This is a genomic window from Sphingomonas montanisoli, assembly GCF_008274695.1.
Classification (GTDB): domain Bacteria; phylum Pseudomonadota; class Alphaproteobacteria; order Sphingomonadales; family Sphingomonadaceae; genus Rhizorhabdus; species Rhizorhabdus montanisoli.
This window is the reverse complement of record NZ_VTOU01000003.1, coordinates 913,999-929,598: the sequence shown is the minus strand read 5'-3', so window position 1 is coordinate 929,598 and position 15,600 is coordinate 913,999. Positions and strand designations below refer to the sequence as shown.

At 62.6% G+C, this 15,600-nt stretch carries 17 protein-coding genes; 10 read left to right on the top strand and 7 right to left on the bottom strand.

All coding sequences use genetic code 11. The annotated features are described in order from the left end of the window. Window positions 1-15: 15 nt before the first annotated feature. The 5 genes from dnaQ to FYJ91_RS15710 are packed head-to-tail and all read right to left on the bottom strand — an operon-like array spanning window position 16 to window position 3,617. Window positions 16-723 (bottom strand): DNA polymerase III subunit epsilon, encoded by a 708-nt coding sequence (gene dnaQ, locus FYJ91_RS15730; RefSeq protein WP_149523404.1) that lies wholly within the window; start codon window positions 721-723, stop codon window positions 16-18. Beyond that, complete coding sequence (coaE, locus tag FYJ91_RS15725) at window positions 684-1,325, bottom strand: dephospho-CoA kinase (protein ID WP_149523186.1); 642 nt, start codon at window positions 1,323-1,325, stop codon at window positions 684-686. Before coaE ends, dnaQ begins: the two co-directional genes overlap by 40 nt. Then, window positions 1,322-2,194 carry a shikimate dehydrogenase gene (aroE, locus tag FYJ91_RS15720; protein WP_149523185.1) on the bottom strand — a complete coding sequence of 291 codons (873 nt, stop codon included), beginning with the start codon at window positions 2,192-2,194 and terminating at the stop codon, window positions 1,322-1,324. The genes coaE and aroE overlap by 4 nt, the downstream gene beginning before the upstream one ends. Next, window positions 2,191-2,787 (bottom strand): Maf family protein, encoded by a 597-nt coding sequence (locus FYJ91_RS15715; protein ID WP_149523184.1) that lies wholly within the window; start codon window positions 2,785-2,787, stop codon window positions 2,191-2,193. The genes aroE and FYJ91_RS15715 overlap by 4 nt, the downstream gene beginning before the upstream one ends. A 2-nt stretch (window positions 2,788-2,789) precedes the next feature. Then, a complete protein-coding gene (locus FYJ91_RS15710) occupies window positions 2,790-3,617 on the bottom strand; it encodes a pyruvate, water dikinase regulatory protein (RefSeq protein WP_149523183.1) in 828 nt (275 codons plus the stop codon). A 309-nt stretch (window positions 3,618-3,926) separates the two neighbouring features. Between FYJ91_RS15710 and hemE the strand changes: the two genes are divergently transcribed. The 5 genes from hemE to FYJ91_RS15685 all read left to right on the top strand — a co-directional run bounded on the left by hemE (window position 3,927) and on the right by FYJ91_RS15685 (window position 8,921). Then, window positions 3,927-4,973 carry a uroporphyrinogen decarboxylase gene (hemE, locus tag FYJ91_RS15705; RefSeq protein ID WP_149523403.1) on the top strand — a complete coding sequence of 349 codons (1,047 nt, stop codon included), beginning with the start codon at window positions 3,927-3,929 and terminating at the stop codon, window positions 4,971-4,973. 7 nt (window positions 4,974-4,980) lie between these two features. After that, window positions 4,981-5,433 carry a CopD family protein gene (locus FYJ91_RS15700; RefSeq protein ID WP_149523182.1) on the top strand — a complete coding sequence of 151 codons (453 nt, stop codon included), beginning with the start codon at window positions 4,981-4,983 and terminating at the stop codon, window positions 5,431-5,433. A 153-nt stretch (window positions 5,434-5,586) separates the two neighbouring features. Beyond that, complete coding sequence (gene rho, locus FYJ91_RS15695) at window positions 5,587-6,843, top strand: transcription termination factor Rho (RefSeq protein WP_149523181.1); 1,257 nt, start codon at window positions 5,587-5,589, stop codon at window positions 6,841-6,843. A gap of 54 nt (window positions 6,844-6,897) precedes the next feature. Beyond that, entirely contained in the window at window positions 6,898-7,542 is a 645-nt protein-coding gene (locus FYJ91_RS15690) for a TerC family protein (RefSeq protein ID WP_149523180.1), read from the top strand. A gap of 320 nt (window positions 7,543-7,862) precedes the next feature. Continuing rightward, on the top strand, window positions 7,863-8,921 hold the full coding sequence (locus tag FYJ91_RS15685; RefSeq protein ID WP_181008533.1) for a collagen-binding domain-containing protein: 1,059 nt from the start codon (window positions 7,863-7,865) through the stop codon (window positions 8,919-8,921). A gap of 49 nt (window positions 8,922-8,970) precedes the next feature. Here FYJ91_RS15685 and FYJ91_RS15680 read toward each other — a convergent pair whose 3' ends face one another. Both FYJ91_RS15680 and FYJ91_RS15675 read right to left on the bottom strand, forming a co-directional pair. After that, complete coding sequence (locus FYJ91_RS15680) at window positions 8,971-9,948, bottom strand: quinone oxidoreductase family protein (RefSeq protein ID WP_149523179.1); 978 nt, start codon at window positions 9,946-9,948, stop codon at window positions 8,971-8,973. Further along, the gene (locus tag FYJ91_RS15675) at window positions 9,945-10,640 is read right to left on the bottom strand and encodes a dienelactone hydrolase family protein (protein WP_149523178.1); all 696 of its coding nucleotides are present in this window, start codon (window positions 10,638-10,640) and stop codon (window positions 9,945-9,947) included. The genes FYJ91_RS15680 and FYJ91_RS15675 overlap by 4 nt, the downstream gene beginning before the upstream one ends. A gap of 106 nt (window positions 10,641-10,746) precedes the next feature. Between FYJ91_RS15675 and FYJ91_RS15670 the strand changes: the two genes are divergently transcribed. The 5 genes from FYJ91_RS15670 to FYJ91_RS15650 are packed head-to-tail and all read left to right on the top strand — an operon-like array spanning window position 10,747 to window position 15,600. Then, window positions 10,747-11,004 (top strand): DUF6489 family protein, encoded by a 258-nt coding sequence (locus tag FYJ91_RS15670; protein WP_149523177.1) that lies wholly within the window; start codon window positions 10,747-10,749, stop codon window positions 11,002-11,004. Next, on the top strand, window positions 10,982-12,298 hold the full coding sequence (gene mnmE / locus FYJ91_RS15665) for a tRNA uridine-5-carboxymethylaminomethyl(34) synthesis GTPase MnmE (protein ID WP_281290622.1): 1,317 nt from the start codon (window positions 10,982-10,984) through the stop codon (window positions 12,296-12,298). Before FYJ91_RS15670 ends, mnmE begins: the two co-directional genes overlap by 23 nt. A gap of 52 nt (window positions 12,299-12,350) precedes the next feature. After that, entirely contained in the window at window positions 12,351-14,198 is a 1,848-nt protein-coding gene (gene mnmG / locus FYJ91_RS15660; RefSeq protein WP_149523175.1) for a tRNA uridine-5-carboxymethylaminomethyl(34) synthesis enzyme MnmG, read from the top strand. Next, window positions 14,195-14,824, top strand: a complete 630-nt coding sequence (rsmG, locus tag FYJ91_RS15655) for a 16S rRNA (guanine(527)-N(7))-methyltransferase RsmG (RefSeq protein ID WP_149523174.1) — start codon at window positions 14,195-14,197, stop codon at window positions 14,822-14,824. Before mnmG ends, rsmG begins: the two co-directional genes overlap by 4 nt. Beyond that, entirely contained in the window at window positions 14,821-15,600 is a 780-nt protein-coding gene (locus FYJ91_RS15650) for a ParA family protein (RefSeq protein ID WP_149523173.1), read from the top strand. Before rsmG ends, FYJ91_RS15650 begins: the two co-directional genes overlap by 4 nt.

The window sequence follows — 15,600 nt, the reverse complement described above, 5'->3', positions numbered from 1 at the left end:
GGTGCCTGCCTTGGGTCAGCTTGCGACGGCGTCCTCCAACCAGAGGGCCGACGTAAGCCCTTGAATAAACGCATGATGCCTTTCGAGTTCCTCCTTACTTGCCATATGGGGGCGCGGCGCCCGGAAAACAGCGGGCGCGGTGCGAATCTGGGTCGCAACGATCAGTTCGGACGTCGCGACGAGCGTATCGACCTTGAGACCAAGACCGATCTGGCGACCGCCGGTCAACTCGACATAGAGTTGGGCGAGCAATTGCGCATCGAGCAGCGCACCATGCTTCACGCGGTGGCTGCGATCGATTCCATAGCGGCTGCACAGCGCATCGAGGCTGTGCTTGGCGCCCGGGTGCGCCTTGCGCGCGATCGCAAGCGTATCGACCATCCGCGTCAGGCAGATGGGTTCGTGCCCTGCGGCCGATAGTTCGGCGTTCAAAAAGCCGAAATCGAAGGTCGCATTGTGCGCAACGAGCGGCGCATCGCCGATGAATTCGAGCAAGGCGAGCGCCTGGCTGGCGAACAGCGGCTTATCCGAAAGGAAGCGATCGGACAGGCCATGCACCGCCTCCGCCTCCGCCGGCATGAACCGTTCGGGGTTGAAATAGCAGTGGAAGCTGTTGCCGGTTTCGACCCGGTTGATGATTTCGATACAGCCGATCTCCACCAGCCGATCCCCGGTGGCAGGGTTCAGGCCGGTCGTTTCGGTGTCGAAGACGATTTCCCGCATGAGCGACAATATCGGACTCCATTTGCCGACACGCAAGCCAGCAGATGACGAAGCTGTGACATGGTGCGATGAACCGATCCGCCATTGTCGATCACGAAGTCGGCGCGCGCCCGCTTGACGTGATCGGGCATCTGAAGCTGCCGGATATTACGCAATTTCAACGGGTTCATATTGGGCCGGGCGAGTACGCGCCGCGCCTGCTTCCACGCCGGGGCCGATACGACCACCGATGCATCGACCGAACGCCACCCCCCTTTTTCGAACAGGAGCGGCACGTCGAGGATTACGACTCGGCGCGATCGATGCCGGCGCAGGAACTGGCGGCGCGACTCGACGAGGACGGGATGGATGAGTCGTTCGAGTCTGGCGAGCGCGCTCTTGTCCCCCAGCACATGCCGGCCGAGCGCGACGCGATCGATTCCCGCTTCGCCCCCTACGCCCGGGAAGAGCGCGTCGATCGCGTCGACCAGCTTTCCACCCGGCCCCTGCAGCCGATGGACCTCGGCATCCGCATCATAAACGGGGACACCCAGCCGCCGCGCCATCTTCGACACGGTCGATTTGCCCATGCCGATGGACCCGGTGAGCCCCAGAATGATCATGCGATCAATTTGGCCTGGAGCGCGTCGTCCTGACCGCGCGGTGCATCGACGCCATAGAATCGGCGAAAAGCGTCGGCCGCCTGACCGATCAGCATCGCCAGCCCGTTGATCGTATGCAAACCGCGCCGCCTCGCCTCGGCCAGCAATGGGGTTTCGAGCGGGGCATAGACGATGTCGTAGATGATCGCGTTCGGCGGGACGTGGCTGAAATCGAGCGGCAGCGGTGGATAGCCCTTCATGCCCAGGCTCGTCGTGTTGACGACGACGTCGAGGATCCCTTCGCGATCATCCCAGTTGAAATCGATCGGCGTCGCGAAATGATCGAGCGGCGCAATCAATTTGTCGTCGGGCGCGAAATTGGCGCGCAACGCCCGCGCCTGATCGAGATTGCGCGCACCCACCACGATCGTGAATCCCCGATCGTGCAGAGCGAGCGCAACCGCCTTGGCGGCACCACCCGCGCCGAAGATCCGTGCCATGTGAAACAGGTGGGTGTCGGCCAGCATCGGCTGGAGCGGCTCGAGGAAGCCGGCATAGTCGGTGTTGTAGCCCACCAGCTCGTCGCCTTCTGGCACGACGCAGTTGACTGCGCCGATCCGCTCTGCGGCCGGATCGATGCGGTCGAGCAAAGGCATGATCGCCTGCTTGTGCGGGATCGTGACGTTGCACCCCCGCCATTGCGGGTCGGCGCGACGGCTGGCGAGATAGCCGGCCAGTTCGTCCGGCTTCACGTGGGTCGCGACATAATCGGCGTCGATGCCGGCAAGCCTGAGCCAATGGCGATGGATCAGCGGTGATTTCGAATGAGCGATCGGATCGCCGATCACCTCCGCATAGGCCTGCCCTGAGCTGGGTCGAAGGGGCTTCATCGCGGCATCACTCCCCGATCGCGCAGATAGGTGAGGAGCTGGAGCAGCGGCAGGCCCATGATCGTGAACTGACTGCCCTCGATCTTGTCGAAAAGCTGCACGCCCGGCCCTTCGATCCGGTAGCCGCCGACGCAGCCCGAAACCGCAGGCCATTCGGCGTCCAGATAGGAGTCGATGAACGCGTCGCTCATCGCGCGCATATGCATCTTGGCGACATCGACGAAGCGCCAGACCGGCGCACCACCCTCGCAGATCACGGCAGCGCTGAACAGGCGATGGCGCGTGCCGGCCATTCGGCGAAGCAGATTGGCAGCCACCTCGCGCGTAGGCGCCTTGTCGATCATCTCGCCATCGTCGAGCGCGACGGTGGAGTCGCAGCCGAGAACGAGATCCTGGGGATATTTACGTGAGAGCTTCGTCGCCTTGAGCTCGGCAAGTGCATCGGCGAGCGCGCGGGCATCGCGGCCCTCGGCGCGCAGCGACAATTTGGCCGATTCCTCATCCACAGCCGCTGCCATCGCATCGAACGGGACGCCAGCAGCATCGAGCATCGCGCGGCGCGAGGCGGATTGGGACGCCAGGATCAATCGCATCCTCAAATTCCCCCGCCTGTGCCGCCGGACTTTTCGTTGACCAGATTGATGATCGCCGCTGCGGTCTCCTCGATCGATCGGCGGGTCACGTCGATCACCGGCCACCCCTGATCGGAGAACATGCGGCGAGCGAAAGCGAGTTCGGCAGCAACCGCCTCCTGATCGACATAAGCTGTCTCGGGCATCTGATTGAGCGAGAGCAGCCGGTTGCGGCGGATCTGGATCAGGCGTTCGGGGCTGGTCGTCAGCCCGACGATCACCGGATGGACAAGCGTGAACAGACTTTGCGGCGGCGGGGATTCGACCACCAGCGGAATGTTAGCGACCTTATAGCCGCGATTGGCGAGGTAGATCGACGTCGGCGTCTTCGACGATCGCGAGACGCCGGCCAGGACGATATCAGCCTCTTCCCAATCCTCCGACGCGATCCCATCGTCATGTGCGATCGTATATTGGATCGCGTCGACCCGCGCGAAATAGGCGGCGTCGAGACTGTGTTGCCTGCCCGGACGCGCAATTGCCTCCTGCCCCAGCAGCCGTGACAGGGCTTCGATCACCGGATCCAGAGCCGATACGATCGGCAGGCCCAGCGCGTGACAGCGCGTCTCAAGGCGGCGGCGCACGTCATTGTTCACAAGCGTGAAGATGACGAGCCCGGGACGCTGTGCGATTTCGAGCATGATCCGGTCGAGATGACCAACCGATCGAACCATCGGCCAGAAATGCTTGATCGTCTCGACATTCTCGAACTGGGCGAGACCGGCCTTGGCGATATTTTCCAGCGTCTCGCCAGTCGAATCCGACAGGAGGTGGAGGTGAAGCCGGATCATAGGCGCCGTGCCCGCTGGACAGACCTGTGGAAAAACATGGGGATGGCGCTACCCGAACGGCGGGTGTCGTTTCAAGCGCTGCATCGCTCCCCGCTGACCCTGACTCACTTCATCGATTCGTCCACAGGTGGTGCACCGAATCGATGGGGCTGTGGATAACGGGAATGACATCAGGGACTCGGCGGCGGATCACGACGCGGCAGGAGTCAAGCTGTTGGCAATCGGGCTGCTTGTGAATAAACCCCGCTTCCCGAACCCCTACAAACTCCTACTTCCATTCTTTAGTTCCTTAAGAGAGTCATGAAGATGATGGCGACGCGTCACGAATCCGTCAGCGATGCGGATCGCCCCCTGCTCGCGGTGCTGCGCGGTGAACGGCGCGATCCGCCGCCGGTGTGGCTGATGCGGCAGGCAGGGCGGTATCTGCCCGAATATCGCGCGCTGCGGGCCGAAAAGGGCGGGTTCCTCGCCATGGCCTATGACAGCGATGCGGCGGCCGAGATCACGCTTCAGCCGATCCGCCGCTTCGGATTCGACGGCGCGATCCTGTTTTCGGACATCCTGGTGATCCCCCACGCGCTGGGCCAGGATCTGCGGTTCGAGGTTGGCGAGGGGCCGCGCCTGTCGCCAACCCTCGTCGATCATGCGCTGTCCGTGCTCGAGCCTGTCGCCGATCGCCTCGATCCGATTTACGACACCGTCCGCAAGGTGCGCGCCGGCCTGCCCGAGCGCACCACCTTCCTGGGGTTTGCGGGAAGTCCCTGGACCGTCGCGACCTACATGGTTGCGGGACAGGGAAGCCGTGAGCAGGCCGAGACGCGGCGCATGGCTTATCGCGACCCGGCGGCTTTCGGTGCGATCATCGATACGCTGGTCGATGCCACGGTCGATTATCTGTCCAAGCAGATCGATGCGGGTGTCGATGCGGTCCAGTTGTTCGACAGTTGGTCGGGCAGTCTTGCTCCGCGCGAGTTCGAACGCTGGGTCATCGCGCCGACGGCGAAGATGGTCGCCGAACTGCGTCGTCGCCATCCCGACACGCCGATCATCGGCTTTCCGAAAGGCGCTGGCGGCAAGCTTCCCGCTTATGCCCGCGAAACGGGGGTTAGTGCGGTCGGACTCGACGAGACGGTCGATCCGGTCTGGGCGGATGCCAGCCTGCCCGAAAATCTGCCGGTGCAGGGTAATCTCGATCCGATGGCCTTGTTGATCGGTGGCGAGGCGCTCGATACGGCGATCGATACGATCAGAGGGGCTTTTCCGGCACGTCCGCATGTGTTCAATCTGGGCCACGGCATAACGCCCGACGTGCCGATCGCGCATGTCGAGCAACTTCTGGGCCGGCTGCGGGGTTGAAGCTTTGATGGACGCCTATGTCGGATTTCTGGGCAATGCCTATCCCTGGGTGAAGGCAGGGCATCTGATCTTCGTCATCTTCTGGATGGCGGGGCTTTTCATGCTGCCGCGCTTCTACATCTATCATTGGGCATCGACGCCGGGATCGACCGAGGACAAGGCATGGATCGAGCGTGAGCGACGGCTGCGGTCGATCATCATCACCCCGGCGATGGCGATCGTCTGGATTTTCGGGCTGACTCTGGCCTTCGACCAGGGATTGTGGACCACGCCCTGGTTCCTCGCCAAGTTCGCGACGGTGTTCGCGCTCTCGGGCTTTCACGGCTGGGCGGTCGGCTATGGCAAGCGGATGGCGTCCGGATATCGCGCACCGTCCGACAAATCTCTGCGGTTCATGAACGAGATTCCGGGTATCGCCACCGCCATCATCGTCATCCTGGTCATCGTCCGGCCGTTCTAAGTCAGCTTGACTTGACGCCTCACGCTGCTTAGCTGCGGGCACAGAACAGGCCTGCCGTTCGAGCAAGGCACTTTTCCCGACTGACAGCATTGGTTTTACGCGCGCTGATCGCCGCTACCGATCCTCCCAAGCTCCCGCAGGACTTCGACCCGCATGCATCTGAAAGACCTCAAGAAAAAGACCCCCGCCGACCTGGTCAGCATGGCCGAGGAGCTGGGTGTCGAGGGCGCGTCGACGATGCGCAAACAGGATCTGATGTTTGCGATCCTGAAGGTCGAAGCCGAAAATGGTGAGCAGATCATGGGGCTCGGCACGATCGAGGTGCTGCCCGATGGCTTCGGCTTCCTGCGCAGCCCCGAGGCAAATTATCTCGCGGGCCCCGACGACATCTACATTTCGCCCAACCAGGTTCGCAAATTCGGCCTGCGCACCGGTGACACAGTCGAAGGCGAAGTCCGCGGGCCCAAGGATGGTGAACGCTATTTCGCGCTGACCAAGCTGGTCTCGGTCAACTTCGATGATCCCGACGCGGTCCGCCATCGCGTCAATTTCGACAATCTGACCCCGCTCTATCCCGAGCAGAAGCTTACCCTCGACACGCTCGATCCGACCGTGAAGGACAAGTCTTCCCGCGTGATCGATATCGTCGCGCCGCAGGGCAAGGGCCAGCGCGCGCTGATCGTCGCACCGCCGCGCGTTGGTAAGACGGTTCTGCTGCAGAACATCGCCAAGGCGATCACCGATAACCATCCGGAAGTCTTCCTGATCGTGCTGCTGATCGACGAGCGGCCGGAGGAAGTCACTGACATGCAGCGCAGCGTGAAGGGCGAGGTCATTTCCTCGACCTTCGACGAGCCTGCGCAGCGCCACGTCCAGGTCGCCGAAATGGTGATCGAAAAGGCCAAGCGCCTTGTCGAGCACAAGAAGGACGTCGTGATCCTGCTCGACTCGATCACCCGTCTCGGCCGGGCCTACAACACCGTCGTTCCCTCGTCGGGCAAAGTGCTGACCGGTGGTGTCGATGCGAACGCCCTGCAGCGCCCGAAGCGCTTCTTCGGCGCCGCGCGCAACATCGAGGAGGGTGGCTCGCTCTCGATCATCGCCACCGCGCTGATCGATACCGGCAGCCGCATGGACGAGGTCATCTTCGAAGAGTTCAAGGGCACCGGTAACTCCGAAATCGTCCTCGATCGCAAGGTCGCCGACAAGCGCATCTTCCCGGCGATGGACGTCGGGAAATCGGGCACACGCAAGGAAGAGTTGCTGGTCGACAAGGGCAAGCTCAGCAAGATGTGGGTGCTACGCCGCATCCTCATGCAGATGGGCACCATCGACGCGATGGAGTTCCTGCTCGACAAGATGAAGGATTCGAAGACGAACGAAGACTTCTTCGATTCGATGAACCAGTAGGATTCCGGCGCAGGGTCCATCGACAGCCGCGCTTTCCCATCCTAACAGCGGGTCATGATCGACCTCTGGAACCACATCGTCGCCGATTTCTCCAATATCGGATCGCCCTCCGCCCTGGCCGCGTTCGTCCAGGTGCTGATGATCGATGTGATGCTGGCGGGTGACAATGCGATCGTCGTCGGCGCACTGGCGGCGGGTTTGCCACCGGCCCAGCGCAAGAAGGTCATCCTGATCGGCATTGGTGCCGCACTGGTGCTCCGGATCGTTTTCGCGGTCGGCGTCAGCGCGCTGATGAACATCGTCGGGCTGGTCTTCGCGGGCGGTCTGCTGCTGCTTTGGGTCGCGTGGAAGATGTTCCGCGAGCTGCGAATGCAGACGGGCGAGGGTGCCCCCGAGGATCATGACGGTGTTCCGCAGCCCAAGAGCTTCCTGGGCGCCGCCTGGTCGGTCGCGCTCGCCGACGTCTCGATGAGTCTCGACAATGTGCTGGCGGTCGCCGGTGCCGCGCGCGAGCATCCCGGAATCCTGGTCGTCGGCTTGCTGTTGTCGGTGGCGCTGATGGGCATCGCGGCCAATCTGATCGCGCGTTACATCGAGCGCTATCGCTGGATCGGCTATGTCGGCCTGGTTGTGATCGTCTATGTCGCGATCAAGATGATCTACGAAGGCGGACATCAGATCGCGCCTTTCCTCGGCTGATTCCCGAATCGCGTGATTCGTGCACTTGGCGGCTTTTTGGCACGCCAGGGCGCGGTTTCTCTGACGGGAAGGCCGCTGAAATTGTAAAAAATTCGCTTCGGCTTGTCGGCGACTTTTACAACGATATCGGCGATTTCGATCTATCTGACCTTGCGCGCTACTGAATCACATCTTCAAGCTGAATTAATGTCGGAAATCTTTACATATCGGCTTGGTGAGCAGCGCGTGAATTCACTGTTTCTTTTCTCCCGTTTTGGATAAGCGCTGGGGGACGGACGATGCGTGGGTGGGCAACACCGGCGCGAACAGGGAATATGACGATGCGTTGGACGCAGATGGTTCGGAATGTGAGTGTTGGCCTGCTGGCGCTTGCCGCAGCTGGTTCGGCGCAGGCTGCCATGATCGCCACGCCCGTGACGAGCACGGCGGCGCAGCTCAAGGAATGGAACCTCATCGCGTTCAACAACATCGTTCAGATGAACAGTGAGATCGAGGGTCGCACCTTCGTCGGCGGTAACATCCAGGCGACCAACGGCCAGTATAACTTCACGGCCACCTCGGCTTCGGCCAACGGCACGGGCTCGCTCACGGTCGTCGGTAACACCGCTGGCCAGAAGATCGACTTCAAGCAGGGCGATCTCGTGGTTGGCGGCAACCAGAACGTCTATCAGCTCGAGCGTCAGACCAACGGCAACACAGTTTATGTCGGCGGCACCAACAGTGCCGGCCTGCAGAACAATCTGTCGCCGACGACAGGCCTTGCTCAGAGCAATCCGAATTTCACCAGCGCGCTGACCAGCCAGAAGGCCTCGCTCATCAATAACATGACGAGCCTGTCGGACAATCTGAAGGCGTTGGCGAGCACCGGCACGGCGAGCACGGCGAACAACAAATTCACCTATAACGCCACTGGCGCCTTCAATGTGATCAACACCACCGTCGATCAGCTCAAGAGCATCGGCGACCAGATCAGCATCACTTCGGGTTCGGGCAAGACGACGATCATCAACGTCGCCGGCAACCTGAGCAGCGGTTCGATCAACGCCAATATGGCGAATACCGGTTCGGCGCAGAACATCATCTGGAACTTCTACGAAGCGACCGACCTGACGCTGGGTGACTGGCAGGGCACCGTTCTGGCGCCGAAGGCGACCTTCGTGAAGGACAGCCGTGGTAACCTTGAGGGCAACCTGATCGCGAACAACGTCTCGCTCTACGGCGAAGTTCACGCGCTCAACTTCCAGGGTGATCTCTCGTCGGTCGGCGGCAGCGTCTCGGCGATGCCCGAGCCGACGACGTGGGCGATGCTGATCCTGGGCTTCGGTCTGGTCGGTGGCGTGATGCGACGCCAGCGCGGGCTGGTTCTCATCCGCGCGTAATTTCAATCATTCGAACGGCGAAGGGGGCCAAATGGCCCCCTTTTTCGTTTCAGGGGATCAGCAGTGTCGATCCGGTGGTCTGCCGGGCCTCGAGTGCGCGATGCGCATCGGCCGCGTCGATCAGCGCGAAACGCTTGCCGATCGTGATCTTCACCGTGCCGTCTGAGAGTGCGGTAAACAGCCGATCGGCCGCCACCTGCCGCTCCTCGGGCGTGACGATATAGTCGAACAGGGTCGGCCGGGAGACGAACAGCGACCCGCGCCGTGACAGTTCGAGGGGCGAGAAGGGCGGCACCGGCCCCGAGGCATTGCCGAACGTCACCATCATGCCGCGCCGGGCGAGGGCATCGAGCGAGGCGGTCCAGCTCTCTGCCCCTACGCCGTCGAAGCTGACATCGGCGCCGCGACCATTGGTGAGAGCGCGGACCTCTTCCGCCAGGGTGTCGAACCCGCAGTGCAGCGCGTGGTCGGCGCCCATCGATCGTGCGATTGCCGCCTTCTCGACCGATCCACAATGCGCGATTACGGTAACGCCGACAGCGTGAAGCCATTGAACGAGAATCTGGCCGACACCGCCCGCGGCGGCGTGCACGAGCGCGGTGGCGCCCTTATCGACACGTGCGCATCGGAAGATCAGCGCCTCGGCTGTCAGCCCCTTGAGCAAGGCTGCAGCGGCGAGATCGTCGGTTACGGAGTCGGGAAGGCTGATCAACTCGCCTGCGGGGACTGTACGCGCGGTGGCATAGCTGCCGGGAACACGCGTGACATAGGCAACGCGCTCCCCGATCCGCAATCCCTGGACGCCTTCACCGAGAGCCTCGACGACGCCGGCCGCCTCGACCCCGAGCCCCGCTGGCAGCGGCACCGGATAGAGGCCGGTGCGATGATAGGTATCGATGAAGTTGACCCCGATCGCGCGATGCCGGACCAGCACCTCGCCTGGGCCGGGTTGCAACGCGCCGAGATCCTCGCGTGCAATCGCTTCAGGACCGCCATAGGCCGCGACCGAAAGGCGCCACTCGCTCATCCGATATGCTTGGCGAAGAAGGCCGCGGTGCGTTCGTCGGCAAGCTTCGCACCGGCATCGTCGCGACGGTTGCCCGACGTGGTCGCAAAACCGTGATCGAGGCCGGGATAGTCGTGGAGCGTGACCTTGGGATGATCGTCGAGCCCTTCGTGCATTGCCTTCTGCGCATCGGCATCGACGAAGTGATCGGAGGTCGGGATGTGCAGCATCAGCGGATGGGCGATCGCGTGCGATTCGTTGAGCAGGCCGTCTATGCCCACGCCGTAATAGCCGACGCTCGCGTCAACATCGGTGCGCGTGGCGGTCATATAAGCGAGGCGCCCGCCGAGGCAGTAACCTACGGCACCGACTTTGCCGCCATCGGCCAGCTTGCGCGCGGCGCGGATCGTAGCTTCGATATCCTCGATCCCCTTCGCCTGATCGAACTGGCCGAACAGTTCGAAAGCGCGCTGCATCTCTGGCTCGACATCGGGATTGAGCTCGATCCCGGGTTCGATACGCCAGAACAGATCAGGCGCGAGTGCGACATATCCGTGTGATGCCCATTCATCGGCTTTCGCGCGTATCCCCGGATTTACGCCGAAGATTTCCTGGATCACGATGATCGCGCCGCGGGGTGCATCGGTGGGCTCGGCAAGATAGCAAGGAAAGATAGATCCATCCAAAGCATTGATATCGATAGTTTTTCCCATGGAATTTCTCCTTGTGGGCACTAGCACCGCGATGAGTCGGCTCGCTTGTGCGCAAGCGGCATGCCTGCGATAAGCCTAACGCGGCCTTGCGTCGTTTCAATGTCTTATGATCGGAGCGGCGATGAAGGTATCGGTGGACGTCGATTGCACGCCGGAAGAAGCGCGGCGACTGATGGGCTTGCCCGACATGACGGCGATCCACGATGCCTATACCGATAAGATGAAGCGTATGATGGAAGAGGGGATCACCCCGGATGCATTGCAGAGCATGATCGGCCAATGGATGCCGATGGGCGAAGCGGGCATGTCCATGTGGCGCTCGATGCTTGACCAGATCAGTCGTGCCGGAACGTCGGCAAAATAGTCCCGACACCGGGGCCTTCCCAACATCCACGATCTTCGCGCTGTCGAGTGGAATGCCGCCGGCAGGGATCGGCGTGGTGCGCGTCAGCGGCCAGCATGCAGGCGATGTCATAACAGCGTTGACAGCCCGGCCACTGCCACCGCCGCGCCGCGCCGCGCTGCGCCGGCTTGTCGATCCCGGCAATGGGCGATTGCTCGATGAGGCGCTGCTGTTGTGGTTTCCGGGGCCGGCGACGGCGACCGGCGAGGATTTGGCCGAGTTTCACGTGCACGGTGGCAGGGCGGTTATCGCGGCCGTCTTGGATTGCCTTGCTGCGCAGCCGGGTCTGCGCGCTGCTGAAGCCGGCGAGTTCACTCGTCGGGCGTTGCTCAATGGCCGCATCGACCTGATCGAGGCGGAGGCACTCGGTGATCTCCTCGGAGCGGAGACGGAGGCACAGAGGCGCCATGCGCTGCTGATGCACGAGGGGATGTTGAGCCGTGCCGTAGACGCGTGGCAGGCGACCTTGTTGGCGTTGTCGGCGCGGCTTGAGGCTGTGCTCGATTTCTCGGGTGAAGACGATGTGGGGGAGGGCGTCGACATTAGTCGTGACCTGGTCGGCCTGCGCGGCGAACTTGAGCGCTGGCTGAGCCGTCCGCGCGCGGAGCGCCTTCGCGATGGCATCCGCGTCGTGCTGGCCGGTCCGCCTAACGCCGGCAAATCGTCGCTGTTCAATGCGCTTCTCGGGAGGGACGCGGCGATCGTTTCAGAGATAGCGGGAACGACGCGCGATATGATCGAGGCGCCGATGCAGATCGGGGGGCATGCCTTTGTCCTGATCGATGTGGCGGGCCTGCGCGATGATAGCGCCGACGCGATTGAGTTGATCGGTATCGATCGGGCGCGGCGCGCGGTTGCGACGGCCGATGTCGTGTTATGGTTGGGCGAACCGGCGCAGGCTCCGGCCGGGGCGCTGCGGCTCGGCGCACAATCGGACGTTCGATCACATGGCGACGATATAGATCTCGCGCTGTCGGCGCACAGTGGGGACGGACTCGACGCGCTTGCCGCGCAATTAGTAGCGAGAGCGGAGCAGCTGACGCCGCGTCCCGATGAGGCCGCATTGAACACACGGCAGGCCGCGTTGATCGCTGAAGCGAGCGACGCGATCGCCGACGCCTTGAGTGCGGGCGATCCTTTGTTGCAGGCCGAGTCGCTTCGCGTCGCACGCGGTGCGTTCGATTCGCTGACGGGTAGGGCGGGGGCCGAGGCGATGTTCGATGCGCTGTTCGGAGCTTTCTGCATCGGCAAATGATGTTCCACGTGGAACGCTTTGACCGAATCTCCGCGCTGCGATAGCGGACGCCATGGACTTCGACGTGATCATCGTGGGCGGCGGCCATGCCGGCTCAGAGGCTGCTGCGGCCGCCGCACGAATGGGTGCGCATGTGGCGCTGCTCAGTATGGATCGCAATCAGATCGGCACGATGTCGTGCAACCCGGCAATTGGTGGCCTTGGCAAGGGGCATCTCGTTCGTGAGGTCGACGCCTGCGACGGCCTGATGGCGCGCGCGGCTGATGCGGCCGCGATCCACCATCGCATGCTCAACAAGTCGAAGGGCGCCGCCGTTCAGGGGCCGCGCGTGCAGGCGGACCGCCTTCGTTATCGCGATGCTGTCCAGGCGACGCTCGCGGCTGAACCGAATCTGCAGATCGTCGAGGGCATGGCGAGTCGTTTGATCGTCCGGGCTGGCGCGGTAGAGGGCGTCGAACTCGAAGATGGGCGACGGCTGACGGGGCGCGCCGTTGTTCTTGCGACGGGGACCTTTCTAGGCGCGCGTCTCCATTTCGGCCTCGATTCGATCGAGGGAGGGCGGATTGAAGAACGGGCCGCCACCGCCATGGCGGCGCAGCTTCGCGAACTCGATCTTCCTATGGCGCGTCTTAAGACCGGAACGCCGCCTCGGCTCGACGGCCGTACGATCGATTGGGCGCAGCTGGAGCGACAGGCGTCGGACGAGGACGGTTGGACGTTCTCGGCGATGACGGCAGGGCGGCGGTTACCGCAGCTGGCGTGCTTCATCACGCGGACCAACACGACAACACATGATATCATCCGGGACGGTCTCGATCGCTCACCACTTTTCTCGGGTGCGATCGAGGGGTCAGGTCCGCGCTATTGCCCCTCGATCGAGGACAAGGTGCTGCGCTTCGGTGATAGAGATGGGCATCAGATTTTCCTGGAGCCCGAGGGGCTCGACGATCATCTGATCTACCCAAATGGCATATCGACATCGCTGCCGCTGGACACTCAACGCGCGATGCTCCGATCGATGGCGGGTCTTCGGTCGGTCGAGATCGTTCGCCCAGGCTATGCTGTCGAGTATGATCATATCGACCCGCGGGCGCTGGATCCGGATCTTCGTCTGCGCGCGATGGGCGGCATCTATTGCGCGGGCCAGCTGAACGGTACGACGGGCTATGAGGAGGCAGCGGCGCAGGGTCTGGTCGCTGGCGCGAATGCTGCGGCTTTCGCTTTGGGTAAGTCGCCCGTTCTTTGGGATCGCGCGACGAGCTACATCGGCGTGATGATCGACGATCTCACCTTGCAGGGTGTGACCGAGCCATATCGTATGCTTACCGCCCGCGCGGAATATCGCCTGCGGCTTCGTGCGGATAATTCCGGGACGCGGCTGACAGGCTGGGCCTTGTCGAACGGCCTCATTTCTAACGATAGGCGTATGTTCCACGTGGAACATGAGGCGCAACGCGAAGCGCTTCGCACGATATGGCAGGAATCTGACATGTCATCGAAGGACCTGCGCACCGCAGGCGCTGACCTCAAGGACGATAGCGGAGTCCGCCGGAGCGGGTGGGACTGGCTACGTTTTCCTGAGGTGGAGCCTTCGCACATCGCGACGCTCGTCGGCAATATCCCGTTGGTTGCGAATGACGTTATCGCAGAGCTTGGCCAGGATGCGCGCTACGCGCCCTATGTGGAGCGCCAGGAGCAGGAACTGGCGCGACTTCGTGCGGACAGCGAGTTACGGCTCGATCGTATCATGGACTATCGATCAGTAGGCGGGCTTTCGAACGAGATGATAGAACGTCTGAACAAGGCGATGCCGGCTGATCTTGGCCGTGCGTCGCAGGTCCGGGGGGTAACGCCTGCGGCTCTCACCGCGATCATGCTTCATGCCAGGCGCGCGGCATGACCGAACAGGAAGCGCTTGATTGGCTCGATGCGCGCGGTGATGTTCCACGTGAAACACTTGCATCACTTCACAGCCTGCGCGAGTTCGTTGCGACGGAGAACGAGAATCAGAATCTTGTCGCGCGATCCACGCTCGACCAATTCTTCGCTCGGCACATCGTCGATTCTGTCCAGCTTCTCGATCACGTCAATATGCCGTCGAACTGGATCGATCTCGGGTCGGGAGCGGGTTTTCCGGGGCTCGTGATCGCGGCAATGCGCCCGGAGATGCCTGTCGTGCTCGTCGAATCGCGGCGGAAGCGGGTGGATTTTCTGATCGGTGTTGCCAGTCGGCTTAATCTCGCAAATGTCCGGGTGGTCGGTTCGCGATTGGAAACGGTTCCCAGTGAGCCGTTTGCCGCGATCAGCGCCCGCGCCTTCGCACCCCTCGATCGTCTGCTCCCGATCGCACACCGATTTTCCAAACCAGAGACGATTTGGGTGCTTCCAAAAGGGCGCGGAGCTGCCAAGGAACTGGAAGCCGTTAAGACTTCGTGGCAAGGTGATTTCCGGGTCGTGCCGAGCGTGACCGATCCGGAAGCGGCGATCATCGTCGCGGACCATGTTCAGCCGAAGGGACGTCGATGATCCGGATCGCGATCGCGAACCAGAAGGGTGGGGTGGGAAAGACCACGACCGCTATCAACCTCGCGACCGCGCTCGCGGCGACCGGATGGCGCGTGCTGCTCATCGATTTCGATCCGCAGGGAAACGCCTCGACCGGCCTGGGTATCGACAACAGCGAACGCGATCGATCGAGCTACGAGCTGCTGCGGGGTGACGCGACACTGACCGAAGCCGCGATCCCGACGCGGGTACCACGGCTGGATATCGTCCCGGCGACGGTCGATCTGTCTGGCGCGGAAATCGAACTGATCGAGGTCGAGCGTCGCACGCACCGCCTGCACGAGGCGCTGGCGCCGTCGGAAGGTCAGTGGGACGTCTGTCTGATCGATTGCCCGCCGTCGCTCGGCCTGCTCACGGTCAACGCGCTGGTGGCGGCGAATATGATGGTGGTGCCGCTTCAGTGCGAGTTCTTCGCGCTCGAAGGATTGAGCCAGTTGCTTCAGACGATCGAGCGGGTGCGCGCGCGCTTCAACCCGCAGCTGTCGATCCTGGGCGTTGCGCTCACCATGTATGATCGCCGCAATCGCCTCTCGGAGCAGGTCGCGGCCGATGTCCGCGCGGTACTGGGCGATGTCGTGTTCGAAACGGTGATCCCGCGCAATGTCCGGCTGTCCGAAGCACCGAGCCACGGCGTGCCAGCTTTGATCTACGATCACCGTTGCCCGGGGTCGGAAGCCTATATCGCCCTGGCCCGCGAATGCATCACGCGGCTGACCAAGACTGCAAAGGCCGCGTGA